The organism is Pseudomonas lundensis (genome assembly GCF_001042985.1).
GTDB lineage: Bacteria > Pseudomonadota > Gammaproteobacteria > Pseudomonadales > Pseudomonadaceae > Aquipseudomonas > Aquipseudomonas lundensis.
Genome location: NZ_JYKY01000002.1, coordinates 241,041 through 259,183, shown reverse-complemented (window position 1 = coordinate 259,183; position 18,143 = coordinate 241,041). Strand labels below are relative to the sequence as shown.

The 18,143-nt window shown below is 59.5% G+C and carries 17 protein-coding genes and 1 pseudogene; 10 read left to right on the top strand and 8 right to left on the bottom strand.

Features of this window, described 5'->3' with window-relative positions; translation table 11 throughout:
* Window positions 1-67: 67 nt before the first annotated feature.
* Window positions 68-1,435, top strand: coding sequence for an aminotransferase-like domain-containing protein (locus tag TU74_RS02860; protein ID WP_048374999.1), 1,368 nt, complete (start codon window positions 68-70; stop codon window positions 1,433-1,435).
* On the top strand, window positions 1,420-1,644 hold the full coding sequence (locus TU74_RS02855) for a hypothetical protein (RefSeq protein WP_048374998.1): 225 nt from the start codon (window positions 1,420-1,422) through the stop codon (window positions 1,642-1,644). The genes TU74_RS02860 and TU74_RS02855 overlap by 16 nt, the downstream gene beginning before the upstream one ends.
* 5 nt (window positions 1,645-1,649) lie before the next feature.
* On the opposite strand, the gene TU74_RS02850 is transcribed toward TU74_RS02855, so the two are convergent.
* Together TU74_RS02850 and TU74_RS02845 are read right to left on the bottom strand one after the other, a co-directional pair.
* Window positions 1,650-2,765, bottom strand: coding sequence for a DUF1615 domain-containing protein (locus TU74_RS02850; protein WP_420912154.1), 1,116 nt, complete (start codon window positions 2,763-2,765; stop codon window positions 1,650-1,652).
* A 37-nt stretch (window positions 2,766-2,802) separates the two neighbouring features.
* Window positions 2,803-3,144: an FKBP-type peptidyl-prolyl cis-trans isomerase gene (locus tag TU74_RS02845; RefSeq protein ID WP_047294365.1), complete on the bottom strand. Its 342-nt coding sequence runs from the start codon at window positions 3,142-3,144 to the stop codon at window positions 2,803-2,805.
* A gap of 357 nt (window positions 3,145-3,501) precedes the next feature.
* On the opposite strand from TU74_RS02845, the gene TU74_RS02840 reads away from it, so the two are divergent.
* From TU74_RS02840 to TU74_RS24620, 6 genes and pseudogenes are all read left to right on the top strand, one after another.
* Complete coding sequence (locus tag TU74_RS02840; RefSeq protein ID WP_048374994.1) at window positions 3,502-5,760, top strand: FepA family TonB-dependent siderophore receptor; 2,259 nt, start codon at window positions 3,502-3,504, stop codon at window positions 5,758-5,760.
* Window positions 5,761-5,898: 138 nt separating this feature from the next.
* Window positions 5,899-6,189, top strand: coding sequence for a hypothetical protein (locus TU74_RS02835; protein ID WP_047294360.1), 291 nt, complete (start codon window positions 5,899-5,901; stop codon window positions 6,187-6,189).
* Window positions 6,186-7,724 (top strand): PepSY-associated TM helix domain-containing protein, encoded by a 1,539-nt coding sequence (locus TU74_RS02830; RefSeq protein ID WP_048374993.1) that lies wholly within the window; start codon window positions 6,186-6,188, stop codon window positions 7,722-7,724. The genes TU74_RS02835 and TU74_RS02830 overlap by 4 nt, the downstream gene beginning before the upstream one ends.
* A gap of 1 nt (window position 7,725) precedes the next feature.
* Entirely contained in the window at window positions 7,726-8,061 is a 336-nt protein-coding gene (locus TU74_RS02825) for a DUF3325 domain-containing protein (protein ID WP_047294356.1), read from the top strand.
* Between the two features lie 809 nt (window positions 8,062-8,870).
* Window positions 8,871-8,954, top strand: a pseudogene (locus TU74_RS24625) (transposase); the annotation flags it as partial.
* 337 nt (window positions 8,955-9,291) lie between these two features.
* Window positions 9,292-10,515, top strand: a complete 1,224-nt coding sequence (locus TU74_RS24620) for an RHS repeat-associated core domain-containing protein (RefSeq protein WP_262502274.1) — start codon at window positions 9,292-9,294, stop codon at window positions 10,513-10,515.
* 74 nt (window positions 10,516-10,589) lie between these two features.
* On the opposite strand, the gene TU74_RS02810 is transcribed toward TU74_RS24620, so the two are convergent.
* From TU74_RS02810 to TU74_RS02800, 3 genes are all read right to left on the bottom strand, one after another.
* Window positions 10,590-11,285, bottom strand: a complete 696-nt coding sequence (locus tag TU74_RS02810; protein ID WP_048374988.1) for an amino acid ABC transporter permease — start codon at window positions 11,283-11,285, stop codon at window positions 10,590-10,592.
* Window positions 11,286-11,288: 3 nt separating this feature from the next.
* The gene (locus TU74_RS02805) at window positions 11,289-12,017 is read right to left on the bottom strand and encodes an amino acid ABC transporter permease (protein ID WP_047276392.1); all 729 of its coding nucleotides are present in this window, start codon (window positions 12,015-12,017) and stop codon (window positions 11,289-11,291) included.
* A 77-nt stretch (window positions 12,018-12,094) separates the two neighbouring features.
* The gene (locus tag TU74_RS02800; RefSeq protein ID WP_047276393.1) at window positions 12,095-12,901 is read right to left on the bottom strand and encodes an ABC transporter substrate-binding protein; all 807 of its coding nucleotides are present in this window, start codon (window positions 12,899-12,901) and stop codon (window positions 12,095-12,097) included.
* 12 nt (window positions 12,902-12,913) lie between these two features.
* Between TU74_RS02800 and TU74_RS24075 the strand changes: the two genes are divergently transcribed.
* Window positions 12,914-13,180, top strand: coding sequence for a hypothetical protein (locus TU74_RS24075; protein ID WP_139048403.1), 267 nt, complete (start codon window positions 12,914-12,916; stop codon window positions 13,178-13,180).
* A 3-nt stretch (window positions 13,181-13,183) separates the two neighbouring features.
* Here the strand turns inward: TU74_RS24075 and TU74_RS02795 are convergent, their stop codons facing one another.
* From TU74_RS02795 to TU74_RS02785, 3 genes are all read right to left on the bottom strand, one after another.
* A complete protein-coding gene (locus TU74_RS02795) occupies window positions 13,184-14,578 on the bottom strand; it encodes a sensor histidine kinase (RefSeq protein WP_048374985.1) in 1,395 nt (464 codons plus the stop codon).
* Complete coding sequence (locus tag TU74_RS02790) at window positions 14,556-15,239, bottom strand: response regulator transcription factor (RefSeq protein ID WP_048374984.1); 684 nt, start codon at window positions 15,237-15,239, stop codon at window positions 14,556-14,558. The genes TU74_RS02795 and TU74_RS02790 overlap by 23 nt, the downstream gene beginning before the upstream one ends.
* Window positions 15,240-15,376: 137 nt before the next feature.
* Window positions 15,377-16,912, bottom strand: coding sequence for an MFS transporter (locus tag TU74_RS02785; RefSeq protein ID WP_048374982.1), 1,536 nt, complete (start codon window positions 16,910-16,912; stop codon window positions 15,377-15,379).
* A gap of 210 nt (window positions 16,913-17,122) precedes the next feature.
* Between TU74_RS02785 and TU74_RS02780 the strand changes: the two genes are divergently transcribed.
* Complete coding sequence (locus tag TU74_RS02780) at window positions 17,123-18,019, top strand: LysR family transcriptional regulator (protein WP_048374980.1); 897 nt, start codon at window positions 17,123-17,125, stop codon at window positions 18,017-18,019.
* The last annotated feature ends 124 nt before the right edge of the window (window positions 18,020-18,143 follow it).

Below are 18,143 nucleotides of genomic sequence, written 5' to 3'. Positions count from 1 at the left end.
GGTTTGACTCGATTCTAAGCACAGCACATTGTATGGGCCGATCCTTATATTGCATGGCCAACAATAAATGTGGATGCCCACCCTCAACGACACTCAAGCACCGCGCTATCTGGCGTTGGTCGAAGCGATCACCCGCGCCATTGCCTGTGGCGAGTTGCAGCCCGGTGAGCGCTTGCCGCCCCAGCGCCGTCTGGCCTGGGCGTTGGGCTGGAACCCCAGTACCACCATGCAAGCCTACCGCGAGGCCGCGCGTCGGCATCTGGTGTCAGGCGAAGTGGGGCGTGGCACCTATGTGTTGGCCAGCAGCCAGGAAGCGACTCTGTTCAAGCTGCAACAGGTTGACGATCAGCCCTCGCGCATCGACCTGCGCACCAATCTGCCTGCCATCGACCTGCACACCGAGCGCGACGCCCAGGCGCTGAGCTGGTTGCTCGACACCTGTCAGGCCAGTCGCCTGCAACACTACGTCAGTGCGGCCGATCTGTTGCAGGCCAGGGCGCAAGGGGCTGCCTGGTTGCGCGGGCGGGGGCTGGAACTGCCCGTCGATCACCTGATGTTGTGTACCGGCGCGCAGCAGGGGTTGTTCACGGTGCTGTTGTCACTGTGCCAGGCAGGCGAACCGGTATTGGTTGAAGCCCTGACCGCACCCGGTATCAAAGCCGCCTGTGCGCAGCTGCGTCTGCCGCTGCACGGGGTCGCACTGGACGAAGAGGGCATCGTGCCGGACGATTTTGACCGCATGATCCGCGCCACTGGGGCGCGGATCGCGGTGCTCACACCGACCTTGCAAAACCCGACATCGGCCGTCATGGGGGTGGAGCGCAAGCAGGCCATTGCGCAGATTGCCCGGCGCCACGGTGTGTACGTGATTGAAGATGATGTGTACGGCGCCCTGACCGACAGCCCGCCGCTGTGCCAGTTCTTGCCGGAGCTGGGCGTGCTGATTACCAGTCTGTCCAAAACGGTCGGCGCAGGCTTGCGGCTGGGCTGGATCGCCGCCCGCCCGCAGGTACTGGCGCGCATCGACCCGCATGCCCAGGCCGCGCACTGGGGGCTTTCGCCGGTGACGCTGGCCATTGCCTGTCACTGGATCGGTGAAGGCATTGCCCATCAGCGTGTCGATTGGCAAACCCGTGAGGTAGAGCGCCGCTGGCGGCTGGCAAAAAACCTGATGGGCCGCGGGATGTACCAGACCCGCTTCGCCTCGCCGCACATCTGGCTACACGCCCCGGTCGAGGCCGAACCGTTGGTGCAGACGTTTCGCGCGGCAGGCATCGAGGTGGTGCCTTCACAGGTGTTTGCGGTTAAATCAGCGCCCTTGAACGCCGTGCGAATCAGCCTGACCGCCGCCCCCAGCATTCAGCAACTGAGCGTGGCGCTGCAGCGTTTGCCCCCTGACATCCCGTATATGAGAACCCCATGCGCAGAGAAATAGGCTATTGGCACCGCGAAGGTCGCGAGCTGTTTTATTACCTGGAATTCAAGTCCGAGACCGCCGAGTTTTACCTGACGTGTGAACACACCCCCAGCGAAGGCGAGGGCAGTGTACGCTCGGTGTTGCTCAGCGAAGCACGGGGCGAACGCTATTACGAAGATGCACTGCTGATCATCAAAGAAGAGCTGTTCAAGCAGTACACGGTGTAAGACCGCTATTGGATGGGCGCCGCACCCGCACGATTCATGCAGCGTTGACGCCGCTCATCCACCCGTTGGGCAAACCAGGCGGTGGTCAGATTGCGAGTGATCTTCGGACTTTTGAGTGTGATGCCCGGCAGCACGGCACGCGGCAGCGGTTTGCCTTGTTGACGATCTGCCAGCGCGAACACCTTGCGGTAGAGGTCGGTCTCATCGAAGGCCAGGCTTTCGCCTTTTTCCAACTGACGCCGAATAGCGTTGTCATTCATGCCCAGTGACTTGCCCAGTGCCCGTACGGCACGTTCGGTAGACCCTACGGCGTAGGAACCGGGAATCGTCAGGTCGCCATCCAGTGCCAGCGGGATGCCCGACACCTGGCTCACGGCATTCTGAAAAGCGGCATTGCGGCTGGCATACCAGCCTGCATTGAAGTCAGCGAAGCGGTACAGCGACTGTGGGTAATCCGCCGGGTAGCCCAGCAAATGGGCGATGCCGAAATACATGCCCCCGCGTCGGGTAAACACTTCTTGGCGGATTGAATGCGCCACCGGGTACGGGTATTGCTTCGCGCGCTGCTCGGCAAAGGCGATGCTCACTTGCATCGGGCCGCCCGTGTGGACCGGGTTGAGGCTGCCAAACAGCGTGCTGCCCAAGGGCACCATGCCGATAAAGTCATCGAAAATGGCGCTTAACTGGCCCTCGGTGCGGGCCGCGTCCAGACGCTGGTTGTAGGTTTTGCCGGTGGGCGAGGTGATGTTCAACGCGCTGCGTACCAAAAACTCCGGAATATGCAGCTTGCCGGCGCGACGGTTGATTTCGGTGCGGGCAATCTTCGCCAACCCCGGCACGGGCGGGTCGGCCCGAAAGGTGGACTCCTGCTCGGTGACCGCCAGTACCGAGCATAAATGCTCATCGGAAGGGGACAGATCCTGCGCGACAAAGGCGACCTGAATATCGGCGGCCCAGCCCTGACGGTCGGCAACCGTGGACGGCAACAGTTGCACGATCCGCGCCCGGGTTTGCTCAGGCGTCAGTACCGGGCCACTGCGGGTGTCCCGGCTGCTGCAACCACTGAGCACGGCCACGGACACACACGTAAAAACAAGCAGGCTGAAACGGTTCACTGACAGGCAACTCCCGGAAAATCATCAAAGTCCACTGCGCGCGTCAATCGTCTCGCGTCAGCACTTGTAGCAGTTCGATCTCAAAGGTGAGGTCAGAGTTCGGCGTGATGTGAGCGCCCATGCTTCTTTCACCATAGGCCAGATGCGCCGGCACCTGCAGCTTGCGTTTGCCACCGACCTGCATCCCCATCAGGCCGATATCCCAACCCTTGATCACCCGGCCGGTGCCGATCACGCACTGGAACGGCTTGCCGCGTTCGTGGGAAGAATCAAACACCGTGCCGTCTTCCAGCCAGCCGGTGTAGTGCGTGGTAATCAGCGCGCCTTTGACGGCGGTCTTGCCGTCGCCGATGAGCAGGTCAGTGATGAGCAGTTCGGGGGTCATTGGAGGTTCTCAAGCAGTGTTCGGGACGGTGATTTTTTCAAAAGGCCAGTCAATTACACAATAAGTAACAAATTTGTGAAGGGGGCTGGAGTGCGGCGTAAGGGCGCTTTTTTTCTCAGGGTTGCCGGGGTTTGGCAATCTTTTTCTTGAAAGAAAAAGCTGAAAAATACGCGGAATACGGAACTGTGGAATGAGGATTATTGTCCTTTGCGCTTTACTCTCATTTGAGAGTGATTATTATTGCGGCCCTTGCAGTGCCATGGCGCGCAATCGTTGCAGGGTCCTTCGGAGCCTCGCGGAGGCGCATCACGTCGTGCGCCTGCTGAGCACACTCCATTGTTAAGGGATCAACTGGACATGTCGTCTCGATTCAAACGCAGTCAGATTTCGCTCGCTTTCATTGCTGCACTGGCCTCACCGACGTTGCTGGCCGATGCGCTGGAACGCGAGCGTGACGAGGTGCCTGTCCAAGGGACGGACCTGCCGGTCGATGGCACCCTGCAAGCGCTGGAACTTGAAGAAACCCGCGTTCTGGGCACCGCCGCGCAAGAGCTGAAGCAGGCGCCGGGGGTATCGATCATCACCGCCGAAGACATCAAGAAACGCCCACCGGCCAACGACTTGTCAGAGATCATGCGGCGCGAGCCGGGGGTCAACCTGACCGGCAACAGCACCAGCGGCAGCCGTGGCAACAACCGCCAGATCGACCTGCGCGGCATGGGCCCGGAGAACACCCTGATCCTGATCGACGGCAAGCCCTCGTCCTCGCGCAATGCCGTGCGGTATGGCTGGAGCGGCGACCGCGACACTCGGGGCGAAACCAACTGGGTGCCCGCCGAAGAAGTCGAACGCATCGAAATCCTGCGCGGCCCGGCCGCCGCACGTTATGGCTCGGGGGCCATGGGCGGGGTGGTGAACATCATCACCAAGCGCCCGACCGACACACTCAAAGGTTTGTTGACCGCCTACTACCTGGCGCCGGAAGACGACGCCGAAGGCATCAGCAAACGCACCAACTTCAACCTCAGCGGCCCGATCACTGACGACCTGGTGTTTCGCGTCTACGGCGGTGCGAACAAAACCGACGCTGACGATGCGGGCATCAATACCGCCGCGCAGGCATCGCCGGACAGCGTTGTGGCAGGTCGCGAAGGCGTGCGCAACAAAGACATCAACGGCTTGCTCAGCTGGCAGTTCACCCCGGAACAATCGCTGGACCTTGAAGCCAGTTACAGCCGCCAGGGCAACATCTTTGCCGGCGACACCATGCTCAACAGCGGCGGCGATTTCGTAAACAGCCTGACCGGCAAGGAAACCAGCGTTCTGCAACGCAGCACCTTCTCGGCGACCCACAATGGTTCGTTCGACTGGGGCTCGACCAAAGCGTCGCTGAGCCACGACCTGACCCGCAACGCCCGCCTGAACGAAGGCCTGGCCGGTTACGGCGAAGGGGCCCCGTCTGAAAGCGCGGGCCGCTTCGAATCGCGCTTGCGCAACACCCGCGCCACCGGCGAAGTCAACCTGCCGCTGAGCGCATTCACCGAGCAAGTGCTGACACTGGGCGGCGAGTACTTATACGAATCCCTGAATGACCCGGGTTCGTTGCGCCCTCAAAGCTGGGACCCGGGTTCGGACGGTACACCGGGCATTGCGGGGCAGGACCGCACGCAAACCAAGTCCACGGCCAACAGTTACGCGTTTTATGTGGAAGACAACATCGAGGCAGGTGCCAAAACCATCATCACGCCGGGTGTGCGTTTCGATCATCACAACGAGTTTGGTGGCAACTGGAGCCCGAGCCTGAACGCATCGCATCAAATCACCGATGAGTTGAGCGTCAAGGGCGGCATCGCCCGGGCCTACAAAACCCCGAACCTTTACCAGTCCAACCCCAACTACCTGCTGTACAGCCGCGGCGCGGGTTGCAGCTCGGTTGAAGTGAACATCGGCGGTTGCTACCTGGTCGGTAACCCGGACCTCAAGCCCGAAATCAGCGTCAACAAAGAGATTGGTCTGGCGTTTGATAAAGGCACCTGGCGTACCAGCGGTACGTATTTCCGCAACGACTATCAGAACAAGATCAACGCCAGTAACGAAGCTGCCTACCGCTTGCCCAACGGCCGACGTGTTTACCAATGGGATAACAGCGGTAAAGCCATCGTGCAGGGGATCGAAGGCAACCTGTTCGTGACCCTGCGTGACGATCTGGACTGGAACACCAACCTGACCTACATGATCGAGAGCAAAGACAAGGAAACCGGCGATCCGTTGAGCATCATCCCCAAGTACACGGTCAACACGACCCTGGACTGGTACGCCACCGAGAAACTGTCGTTCCAGGTCAGCGGGACTTACTACGGCAAGCAAGAAGCGCCAAAACGTAATAACCGGGCCAACGAAGAACTCGACAAGTCGGTGCAGCAATCCGTCGATCCCTACGGTCTGGTGGGCCTGAGCGGCGGGTATGAGTTCAACAAAAACCTCAGCGTGCGACTCGGCATCAACAACCTGTTCGACAAGCAGCTGTACCGCAAAGGCAACTCGGACGAAGCGGGCGCACAAACTTATAACGAAGCGGGCCGCGCCTACTTCGCTTCGGTGACCACCTCGTTCTGATGACCTGACTGACCGTGCATTGCCCTACGGGCAATGCCGCTCTTTATAGGCGCGACACCCGTCTCGACGGGCGCCGCGCCGTTGTTGCATCTGGCACTGGCAAAACCGTGGCTGGCGCTGAATGAAGGATTGAACGCTATGAAATTCGCATCAACGGCCTGGGTGCCGATTCTGTCTCGAACACTGGCGGCCTGGGTGGGCGGTTATGCTTTCACCTATGCCTTTACCGCGGCCCTGGCGCGTCTGTTGCCGCTGGACAACGTGGACGCCCTGATCGTCGCCAGCCTGCTGTCTTTTGTGATCTACACCTTCGCCATCCTATGGGCCTTTGCTGCCCGCCATCAATGGTCGGCGTGGATGGGGGCGGTGCTGGCGCTGCCTTTGGCGGCCATCGGTTTTTGGCCGCAGTGGCTGGAGCGACTGACATGAAACAGACCTTGACCCAATCGATGGCGTGGTTGCACACCTGGGGCGGCCTGATCGTCGGCTGGCTGTTGTTCGTGATTTTCCTGACCGGCAGCCTCGCGGTGTTCGATCAGGAAATCGACAACTGGATGCAACCCGAACTGCCTGCCCATCACGTGAGCGACGAACAGGCCGCCGAGCGTGCGCTGGACTATTTACGTGAACACAAAGCCGATGCCAAACAGTGGGGCATCAGCCTGCCCGGCGAGCGCACTCCAGCCTTGCAAGCCTCCACCGGCGGGCGCCGCGACGGGGTGTCAGTGACCCTCGACCCGAACACGGGTGAGGTCATACCCGTGCGCGATACCGCAGGCGGCATGTTCTTTTTCTTCTTTCATTTCACCTTGCACATGCCTGGCATGTTTGGCATTTACCTGGTGGGTGCCATGGCCATGGGCATGCTCGCGGCGTTGGTCAGCGGCATCGTGATCCACAAAAAGTTCTTCAAGGAATTCTTCACCTTCCGCCCCGCCAAAGGGCAGCGCTCATGGCTGGATGCGCACAATGCCAGCGCCGTGTTGCTGCTGCCGTTTCACTTGATGATTACCTACAGCGGGCTGGCGATATTCCTGGTGATTTACATGCCCGCGGCCATGGACGCGTTGTTCGACGGCAATCGTGAGGCGTTTTTCAAGGCGCAGAATCCGGCGCCCGCGGCCGTTGCAGTGCAGCGTCCGGGCACCGTAGAACCCGCTCTATTGATAGCGCTGGGGCCGCTCTTGAAGCAGGCGCGCGAGGTCATGGGGCCGCTAGGCGGGGTGAGTATTTCCAACCCCGGTCAGCGCAACGCCGAGATCATGATCCGACCGTTGCTGGGCAACCGGATTGCACTGGCCAAAGGGCAGGGCATGCGTTTTGACGGCGTCACCGGCGAGCAACTGTCCGGGCCCACCGAGATGCGCCCCAGTGTGTTGACCCACCGGGTTATTTCCGGGATGCATTTCGCCCAGTTCGGCGGCTATCCGATGCGCTGGTTGTACTTCATCTGCGGGCTGATCAGCAGTGCCATGATCGCCAGCGGCCTGGTGCTCTTTACCGTCAAGCGTCGACGCAAATACGCCAGTGAAAGCCGGGTGGCCCAAGTGCTTTACCGCGGGGTCGAAGCACTCAACGTGACCGTCATGGCGGGCTTGAGCCTGGCGTGCATCAGCCTGCTGTGGGCCAATCGCCTGCTGCCGGTAGACATGGCCGCCCGCGCGGCGGGTGAACTGAATGTGTTCTTTGGCGTCTGGGCCCTGAGCCTGGGGCATGCCTTATTCCGCCCGCGCATGCAGGCTTGGCGCGAGCAATTGGGTCTGGCGGGCACGATGTGCCTGACGTTGCCATTGTTGAGTCTGCTTACCGTCAACTCGCCGTGGGCATTGCCCAGTCGTCTGGGGGTTGAAGGGGTGGCCATGGTGATTGGGGCGTTGTTGCTCTGGACAGGCTGGAAAATCGCGCAACCGGCGGTCGAGCGGGCGCCACGCAAAAAGCCCGCATCCATGGCCGAGGTGAACTGAGATGGTGGCTCACTTTTTTGCGGGCTTCGCGCTGGCGTATATCGGCATGCTCGGCTTGTGTCAGGGATTGGAGCGCCATTACAAACAGGTGTGGCAAACAGTCCCGTCTGCACATCTGCGGCGGCTGCTACGCGGGGCGGGTTGGTTTAGCCTGGCCCTGAGCTTTTACTTCTGTGGGCGTGCCTGGGGCTGGGCGATGGGCCCCATCGGCTGGTTCGGCATGCTGTCACTGAGCGGATTTGGCTTATTGATGCTATTGCCTTATCGACCGCGTCTGGCGGTGTGGCTGGCGTTTGTATGTGTCCCGCTGTGGGTGCTGATTCGGGTACTGGCGTAAGTCTCATTAACTCCCCCACAGCCCTGTGAGGGAGTTAATACAAAAGGCGAGGCCGAGATAAGATCAATCGGCTGTAGTATTAATCGGTTGTTCGTCAGGACTTATTCTGTAACAGAGGGGATTCTGTTTTTTTCTGAGTGCATATTTCCATTTTAAATTTAATAAGAAAGTAACTACACGTGTCTCCGTTATTTCTAGCTGCTCAAGCGAGTAACGCTACTTGACGGAGTGCGGTTGCGTTCTGCTTTTAAAATGAGGTTTGTAGGGCGGTAATTTATAGCTGTAATTTGTGCCCTAGACTGGTTTTCAGCTCCCCTGGTATTTAGCGACTTCACGGCGCTTAACGTTCATTGGGGGGTTGCACCAATACCCTAAACCTCTAGGAAAGCGCAGGAATTAGAATGGACGCAGAGTTTGAGCAGGAATTTAATAACCCCGCCCCTATGCATGGCGTGCAGGAGAATGTTGCGCCTACACCCGCCGCTGTGACGTGGACAGACATTACAGATTTTCAAGTTTATGCACCTGAGGGCGGCACAACGCTGTATGCGAACGGTAAGCAACAGTTGAAAGTTCGCGTGTCTATCCGTGTGAAATATAAAGGCTTCGCGACAGTAGAACTGGATGAACAAACGCTGTCCACGCTCACATTGGTGGCGTCCGGCACAGGCACACCATTAGTACATGACAGGTTCAACCCTGGCGATCCGATAGGCTGGCGGTATGTGCTGGAGCGCAATGAAACGTTCTGGACTGCCCCCGGCACCGTAGACATCTCCAGCCTATGCTTTGAGCATAGGAGGAAGTCTATGAGCACCCAACGATTTACCCCGGAATTCAAGGCAGAAGCCGTCAGGCAAGTCATCGAGCGCGGATATTCTGTTGCAGATATTGAATCGGTATGCGTGCAGCGGACCTCAAGCACCGGTGGATGCGTGGGGGAAAACAATAGTTTCCCAGTTTTATGAACATGACGAGCTGGATAATATTCTTACCCTGACAACGCACTTTATTGGCGGTGAAAATATCACCACGTTTCACTACGATTATGTTGACCGTACGCAGTTAAGTTCGGTGACGCACAGCCATCCAGACTACAGCCCACAACGCATTCAATTTGAATACGATGCCGATGGCAATCAACGGACTGACGAGCGGGGTCGCGTACTTAACTATGATGAGCTGGGGTGTTTATATGGGGTTGCAGTCGACGGCGCATCCGACTCCTCCATGCTGGTTGAATATCGCTATACCCCCTCGGATACATTGCAAAGCAGCACATCGGCAGAAGGGGTGACCAAGGCGTTTTTTTATCATGACGGTTCTTTGATTAATGAGCTTGAAGGGGAACACCGTCGCAGTTACATCCGTTATGGGGCTCACGCGCTGGCCCAAAAAGACGATACCGAATGTGTGTTGCTGAGTACTGACAGTCAAGGCAGCGTGATCCAGGCCACTTCCAGGAAAGGGCAAGCGCGTGTTGCCTATACGCCGTATGGCGGTCGGCCCCTTGATGATGGCATGAGTTCATTGTTGGGTTTCAACGGTGAATTACCCGATCCGTATACCGGGTGCTATTTACTGGGTAATGGGTACCGTGCTTATAACCCGCTGCTCATGCGCTTTCACTCCCCGGACAGTTTGAGTGTGTTTGACGGGGGCGGGCTCAACCCTTATGCGTATTGTTTGGGAGATCCGATTAATTACCGTGACCCAACGGGGCATATCACCGCTTACCAAGGCGTGAGAATGGGGGTAGCGATTGGTTTGTCAGTCGCGACCTTAGCGTTGACTGTCTTTACATTTGGCGCGGCTGCCCCCACTGTCGCGCTTTCATTAACGTCCATTATCAGCCTGGTCTATGACGTCGTTTCAACGGCGATCTCGATCACGTCGGCTGTGCTGGACGAGTTGGCGCCTGATTCCACAGTGACCCAAGTGTTCGCCTACGCAAGTGTTGCGTTTGGAATAGTTTCAGGGGGCAATTGGGCCTTCGGTAAACTCGCTAACAAAGGTCTCAGTAAAGCGCTGGAAAAAACGATTAACCGTGTCGCAAACGCGGCCTCTGCACAATCAACCTGGTCGGGAGCCAAAGTCCCAACGGCGTTAAGGCCGATGTCAAATGCCAGTTCATTACTGCGCGCCAATGGATGTGCTAAAAACCTGAGAAAACTTCATGCGCGACTTCAAACTGTTTCCAACGTTAAAGATGGTATTGATTACATTCGATATGGCTTCACAGCCGTGAAGTCAGGCCATAAACACTACGATAAAGCCGTGGAAATCTGGAACAGTGATGATTTTCAGTCCGGCTTGAGTTATCTGAATAATTGGCAATCAGGGCTGGAAACTATTTTTCCTCGGGGCTGCTCAGCAGAAGCAGACCAAAAACTACCGCTAGATAGTTTTTTAGACGGTGTAGAGAGTCGGGTCATGCACATCAGAAATGGCTGATGCGCCCCGCTCATTTCAGTTGAGAGGGGCGCAAGATGCCTGATCATTAAAGAGTGAGTGTGGACAACGGCCCGTTATTTCGCTGCGGCGTGCGAGCGAATGGCGGGCTTGACCCAGCGCTGCGCCAGCCAGTCCAGGCTGCTGCACAGCACGAAGTAGACCAAGGCGATAAACAGGAAAATCTCAGTCGGGTGGACCATCACCCGATTGCTGACCTGAGTGGCCACAAATGACAGTTCCCCCACGCCGATCACATACGCCAACGAGGTGTCCTTGATCAGCGAGATCCATTGGTTAAGAAAGGACGGCAGCATCATCGGCAGGGCTTGCGGCAAGATAATCAAGCGCAGCACCTGCCAACTGCTCAGGCCCAGCGCCTTGCCCGCCGCCCATTGTCCGGGCGGCAAACTGCTGATACCGGCATGCACCGAATGCGCCAGATAGGCGCCGCCGATCAACGACAGCGCACACACCACGGTCGCCAGCGCAGGCACGTCCACCTTGAACAGGACGGGCAGCAGAAAGTAGCTCCAGAAAATCAGCATTACCACGGGAATGGCACGCAGAAACCCCAGTACGGCCAGTAACACCCAGCGGCCCCACCCGCGCATCATCACCAGCGCGACCCCGAGCAACAGCCCCAACAGTGCGGAAATCACACCGGACAACACACTCAACACCAACGTGAGTGCGGCGCCGCCCAGCGGCCCGTCGGGATAAGCCCCGAGCAGGAAATACGACAGGTTGTCGCCAATCACTGAAAAATCCATGGCTCAGACCACTCCCTGCTTGTACCACTTGCTGCGGGCCATCCATTGGCCAATCACTTCGATCAGCGCAATGCTGGCCACATACAAGAGGGTGGCGAAGCCGAAGGCCTGAAACGTCTTGAAGGTTTCGGTTTCAACCTGACGTGACGCGTAGGACAACTCGGCCAATCCGATGGCCATGGTCAGCGACGAGTTTTTCAAGGCGTTCATGTATTGCCCCAGCAACGGGCCCAGTGCGGTGCGAATCGCTTGTGGAAATACGATGTAACGCCACACCTGCGCGGTGGTGAACCCCAGGGCCAGCCCGGCGGCCCGTTGCTCGATGCGCACCGAGCTGACCCCGGCGCGAAACTCTTCACAAATAAAGGCCGCGGTGTAGAGCATCAATCCCCAGAACCCGGCAATGAATTCAAACGATGGCCATTGCAGCTCAAAGAAGCCTAACGACAGGCTGCGTGGCTGGTTAAGCCACATCACCCACCCTTCGGGCAGCATCGCAGTGACGCCGAAGTACCAGAAAAACAGTTGCACCAGCAGAGGCGTGTTGCGAAACAGTGAAAGATAGGCGCGGGCAGGCCACGACCACAGACGCGAAGACGACAAGCGTGCCAGGCACAGCAAAAAACCGAGGCCCGTGGCGAACAGACAAGTGAGCAGTGACAGGATCAGCGTGAGCACAAAGCCATCCAGCAGCCAGTGCAGGTAGTGCGGGGCAAGCAGTTCACCGAACATAAACAGCGTCCATCCAGAAACAAACAAACCCGTCCGGTTGACCGTGACGGGTTGAACGATGATGCAGGGGGGAGGGCTTAGCTCTTGTCACCAATCTTGTAGAGACGGGCCAGCGGGGTTTTCGTGTTCGGGCCAAACCAGGCGTCGTAGATGGTTTGCGCCTGACCTTTGCTTTCCAGCTCGACCAGCGTTTGGTTGACCACCTCGGTCAGCGCCGTTTCGCCTTTGGGAATGCCCACCCCGATCAAGTCGTTGGAAATGGTGAACGGCGGCACTTCGTACTTGTCCTTGTCCGGCACATTGGCCAGCAAGCCGATCAGTTTCGGCCCATCTTGGGTGATGGCTTGTACGTTGCCGTTGCGCAGGGCGGTGAATGCGAACGGGGTGTCGTCATAGGCAACAACCTTGGCACCCGGGAATTTCTTGCGCAGCACGCCTTCATTGACCGTGCCCTTGTCGACCCCCACGCGCCATTTGTTCAACTCTTCAGGGGAGGTGAGTGTGCCTTTTTTGACGATGAATTGCTGACCGGACGAGAAATACGGAATGCTGAAATTCACCTGCTCGGCCCGCTCCGGGGTGATGGTGAAGTTGGCCAGCACCAGATCCACCTTGTTGGCCACCAGCAGCGGTACGCGGTTGGCCGGGTTGGTTGGCTGAAGCTGCAATTTCACGCCCAATTTGTCAGCGATGGCCTTGGCGTAATCCACGTCCAGGCCTTCAATCTGCTTGCTCTTGGCATCCACAAATCCGAACGGCGGGTTGCTGTCGAACGACGCCACGCGCAGCACACCGGATTTTTTGATGTCGTCCAGACGATCGGCGTGGGCCAAGCCTGACAAAACAGCCAGGGTCAATGCGGTGAGGGCAGTGATTTTCTTCATTTCGTTCTCATCATGAGTTGGAATCGTTATGACGAGAGTCTTGCAGGAAATTTAGCTTTTAAAAAAGAATATAAAACGATTTGGATATTCTATTTAGGAATATGCATGGTTTTAGAGTTGACCTTCAGGCGCGAGCCTCAAGGTCAAAAGCGGGCTGCGCAAAGACTGTCCAACCCCACGCAGATCCCGGTCCAGAAACACCAGGGTCAAGTGGGCGTGCTTGAAGCCCTCATTGCTGGGCACGTGCGCCATCCATCCACCGACACTGATGCTGCCTGACAGTTACTGGGGCTGAGCGCTGATCGGGCGTTGGCGGCAGTGCAGGCTCAGCTTTGCGCCGCCGCCGGGGCGGTTGTCCACCTCGAGGCTGAAACCGTGCAGGTTGACGATGGCGGCGACGATAGACAGACCAAGGCCGAACCCGCCGTATTTGTCGTCGCTGCGGTAAAACCGCTGGAACACAGCTTCGCGCTCGGCTTCGGGAATGCCCGGGCCGGTGTCGAGGACGTCAATGCGCACGCAGCCTTCGTCGTTGACGGCGCGCAGTGTCACCTCACCGCCGGGCGGGGTGAATTTGATCGAGTTGCTCAACAGGTTGGCCAGCGCTTCAAACAGCAGCGCGCGGTCCCCGGTCAGGCCCGGCAAGGTGGGGGGTGTGTCCAGCAACAACGTGACCTGGCCTTCTTCGGCCAGCGGCAGGTAAAAGTCATACAGTTCTTGCAGCAGTGGCTGCGGGTCGAGTTGCACAAAGCCCGAGCGGCGTTGGTGGTCTTCGAGCTCGGAAATGCGCAGCAACCCGCGAAAACGCGCCATCAAGGTGTCGGTTTCAGCGATCACTTGATCCATTTGCACGGCTTCGGGCGACCCTTCCGGCGCTTGCTGCTGGATGCGATACAGTTGCGCGCGCAAACGGGTCAGCGGGGTGCGCAAGTCGTGGGCAATGTTGTCGCACACGCCTTTGACTTCGTGCATCAGCCGCTCGATGCGGTCGAGCATGGCGTTGACGATGGCGGCGAGCATGTCCAGTTCGTCACGCCGATTGGACAGCGGCAAGCGGTAGGTCAAATCCCCCGCGACAATGGCTTCGGCGCTGGCCTGAATCGCCCGGATGCGCTGCAAGGGGCGACGTCGTAGCAGGTGCCAACCCGCGATGCCGGGGATGATGGTCAGCGACAGCCCCCAAAACAGGGCGTGCAAAATGATCCGCGTGACCGCGAACAGCGAACCGTTGTCGCGCACCAGAACCAGCCAGCGGCCGTCGTGGGTTTGCGTGGCCACGGCGTCGCAGCTGTCTTGCGGCAGGTTGGGGTCGTCGGCGTCGACGCAGGTGCTCAGCTCATGGATCTGGCCGTCGAGGGGCAGGTCGGCCGGGATGACCTGGATCGGCCCGCTGAGGGAACGGTGTTGCGCGTCGAACAGTCCATACGCATCCACCGTGCGCAAATCAAACGTCAGGCTGGTGGCCAGCGCCTCGTCCAGTTGTTCGCCCTGAAAACGCGAAAACAGATGTTGGCGCTGCATCAAGGAATGCTTGGCCAGATTGCCAAGGTAGTCCGACACCTCGTAATACAGCACCCCCATCAGGATGCAGCTCCAGGCCACGAACAAAAAACTGTACAGCGCCAGCAACCGGCTGCTGGAAGAACGCCAGCCCTTAGAGGGGTTCGGCAATGACATAACCCGAGCCTCGAACGGTGCGAATCAGGGGCACCTGGCCCGGCGGGTCGATCTTTTTGCGCAAACGCCCGATGTGCACGTCGATCAGGTTGGTGCCCGGGTCAAAGTGATAGCCCCAGACCTCTTCAAAAATCATCATCCGCGACAGGATCTGCCCGGTGTTGCGCATCAGGAACTCCAGCAGCTTGTACTCGGTGGGCAGCAGGCTCAGCGGGTGCTCGGCGCGGCTGGCTTCACGGGTGATGAGGTTGAGTTCCAGATCGGCCACGCGCAACGAGGTCTCGTATTTGTCGGCCGGGCTTTTGCGCCGCAGCAGGACTTCAACCCGGGCCGCCATTTCGTCGCTGGCGAAGGGTTTGGTCAGGTAGTCGTCGCCCCCGGCCCGCAACCCGCGCACGCGTTCATCGACATCGGAGAGGGCGCTGATCATCAAAATCGGTGTACTGACGCCAATGGTGCGCAGGGTGGTGACAATCGCCAGCCCGTCCAGTTCGGGGAGCATGCGGTCGAGGGTGATCAAGTCGTAGTCGCCGCTGACGGCGCGTACCAGGCCTTCGCGGCCATTGTCCACCCAGTCGACATCCAGCCCGTGGCTGCTCAATTCAGCCACGATTTCTTTCGCCGTTACGGTATCGTCTTCAATGGTCAAAATGCGGGTCATACCGTCACCTGATAAGCCGTCATGGCGATGGCACATTTTGCCCGCAAAAAGCTGAAACGTTTCTTAATATTTCTTCATGTTCAGCGGGGCGTCAGGCAGGACGGTTTTTTCCGTCTGCCTGACCCCGTGCAAGGGCTCTAAAGCGGGCGGGTGACGAGCGCCAGTGGCGGGATCGGCTGACGCATCAAGGTCCCCACCACCAGTGCGCCCAGTAACCCCAGCCACCCGGCGACCCATAACACCACGCTGAACCCGTTCACAAAAGCCTGCGTGGCCAGCGCCTGTATCCGGGGTTGGACTGACAGCGGCAACGCGCTCACGGCGCCGTGCAGGTCTCCCGCCACGACCCGTGAGGCGATGGCGTGGGTGTGATCCTTCCATTGCGGGGCATCGGCTGCAAGGCTGGCATTGAGGTGCTGTTCGGTGTGACTGCCGAGCAACGCGCCGAGCACGCCAATGGCCAGCACAATGGCGCTGAAACGCATGGTGGTGCTCATGCCCGAGGCCATGCCGACACGGTCGCGCGGCACGCAGGCCATGATGTTTTTTTGCGTGTCGCCATTCAGTAAACCGGCGCCTGCGCCTGTCACGGCGGTGGTCAGGGCGAAACTCAGATAGCCGCCGTGCTCCACGGCCCAGGCGCTGAGCAGGTTGCCACAGCCCACCAGTGTCAGGCCCGTCGCCATCAGCGTGGCCGGGCTGTAACGGCTGGCCAGGCGGGCACCGATGCGCGGGCCGATCAACATGGTGACAGCAAAGGGCAACATGCCCAGCCCCGCGTGTACGGCGCTGAACCCCAACCCGTTTTGCAGGTAAAACGGCAACAGGGTCATCATCACCTGTGCGCAACCGGCGTAGGCGAACATGCCGAGCAGGGCGCCGATAAAGCGCGGGTGGCGGAACAGTTGCAGGTCGATCATCGGGCGTTTTTGCAGCGACTCGACCCACACAAACAACCCCAGTAGCAGCACCCCGCCCACGATCCGTGCATAGGTCAGCGGGCTGTTCCAGCCAATGCGGTTGGCTTCGATCAAGCCCCAGATCAGGCATAACAGGCTGGCGCTGAACACCAGGCTGCCCCACGGGTCGAGCCGCGCGGATTGCGGGTCCCGGGATTCGGCGATGGCGTGGTTGACCAGCGCCATGAGCAGCAGGCCCACCGGCAGGTTGAGGTAGAAAATCCAGCGCCAGCCCAGGTATTCGGTGACCAGGCCGCCCAGCGTGGGCGCGGCCGTCATGGCCACCCCCATGCACGCGCCCCAAAATGCCCAGGCCCTGGCGCGTTCCGCCTCGTCATGAAACGCGTGGCCGATCGAGGCCAGTGCCGAGGTCAGCAGCAGCGCGGCGCCGACCCCTTTGACGGCGCGGGCGATGTCCAGCAGCAGGGTGGTCGGCGCGGCCCCGCAGCCGATGGACGCGAGGATGAAAATGCTCAGGCCCCAAAGCAGGGTCTTTTTGCGGCCATAGCGGTCGGCGATGCTCCCGGCCGGTAACAACAGCGCGGCGAAGGCCAGCATGTAGGCGCTGACCACCCATTCGATGTCGACAAAGTTGGCCCCCAGGTCTTGCGCGATGCTCGGCAGGGTGACGGCCACAATGTTGGTGTCGAGCACGATCAGGGAGCACACCCCGGAAGCGGTCAGCAGGGTCAGGCGCGGGCTGACAGGCTTCATGGTCTGGGCTCCCGAGGCAACCGCAGGATTGCCTGAGAGGCAATGCAGCAGACGAGCGGCTGCGCGAAGTGACTGAGCGGCACGGCAGGTCTTGATTTGACGAACATAGAAGCGGCTCTCTAGTGTGACGGTCGGCACAGGGTAACGCTGTGCCGGGGCGGGTCGGTTAGGCGTCGGCCGAGACTTCATTACCTATGAGCTAATGCATCCATGGACATACGTCATTTCCGCTATTTTCTGGCGGTTGCGCAGCAACGCAATTTCACCCGAGCGGCCGAGGTGCTGGGCATTGCGCCGCCCACCCTGAGTCGGCAAGTGCAGGATCTGGAAGCCGAGCTGGGGGTGCGTCTGTTTGTGCGCGAGCAACGTCAGGTGAGCCTGACCCAGGCCGGCGAGGCGTTATTGCCCGAGGCGCAAGCCACCGTCAGTCAGTTCGAACGGGCCGGGCGCCACGCACAGCGGGCTGGTCGCGGCGAGACCGGGCATATCGAGTTGGGGTATGTCGCGTCGGCAGTCTATTCCGGGGTTTTACAGCGCCAAGTACAGGGCTTTTGCCGCGAATCGGCCGAGGTCAGCATTTCGGTCCGCGAAGCGCCGATGGCGAATTTGCCAACGATGGTGGCTGAAGGCCGCTTCGATATTGGCTACGTGCGCTCGCCCATGGCGTTGCCCGACGGGGTGGAGGCGGTTCGCCTGAATGCGGAAGGTTTTGTCCTGGCGCTGGCGGCAGACGCATGGCTGGCACGTTTAAAGGTCATCAGCCCCGAACATCTGCAAAACGAAACGTTTGTGTTGCCCGAGCAAATCAGCGGGACGTTGCAGGTCGCCCGTCAAGGCGGTTTCGCCCCCAGGCTCGGCCCGCAACCCGGCGGGCTGGTGGCGGTGATCGCGCTGGTGTCGCTGGGGCAGGGGGTGGCGGTGGTGCCTGCCTCGGTGGTCGGGCAGATCCACTTGCCCGGCGTGGTCTATCGCCCGATCGAGGGCTGTGAGGTTATGTCGTGGTTGTCGCTGATCCACCGGCGCTTTGAAAAATCGGCTGCGGTGGCGCGTTATATCGAGCATGCCAAGTGTGATTTCCGGCTTCACGAAATGGCTCCTCGCGACTGATCGGAAGGGGGGACGGTGCCAGCTCGTCAGATGCTGGCATTTAGCCTATGTCTGTACGTGCGTTTGCCCGTGGAATCAGTACAATCGCGCACTTTTCACGGTGCATGGATGCCGTTCGGCTAGC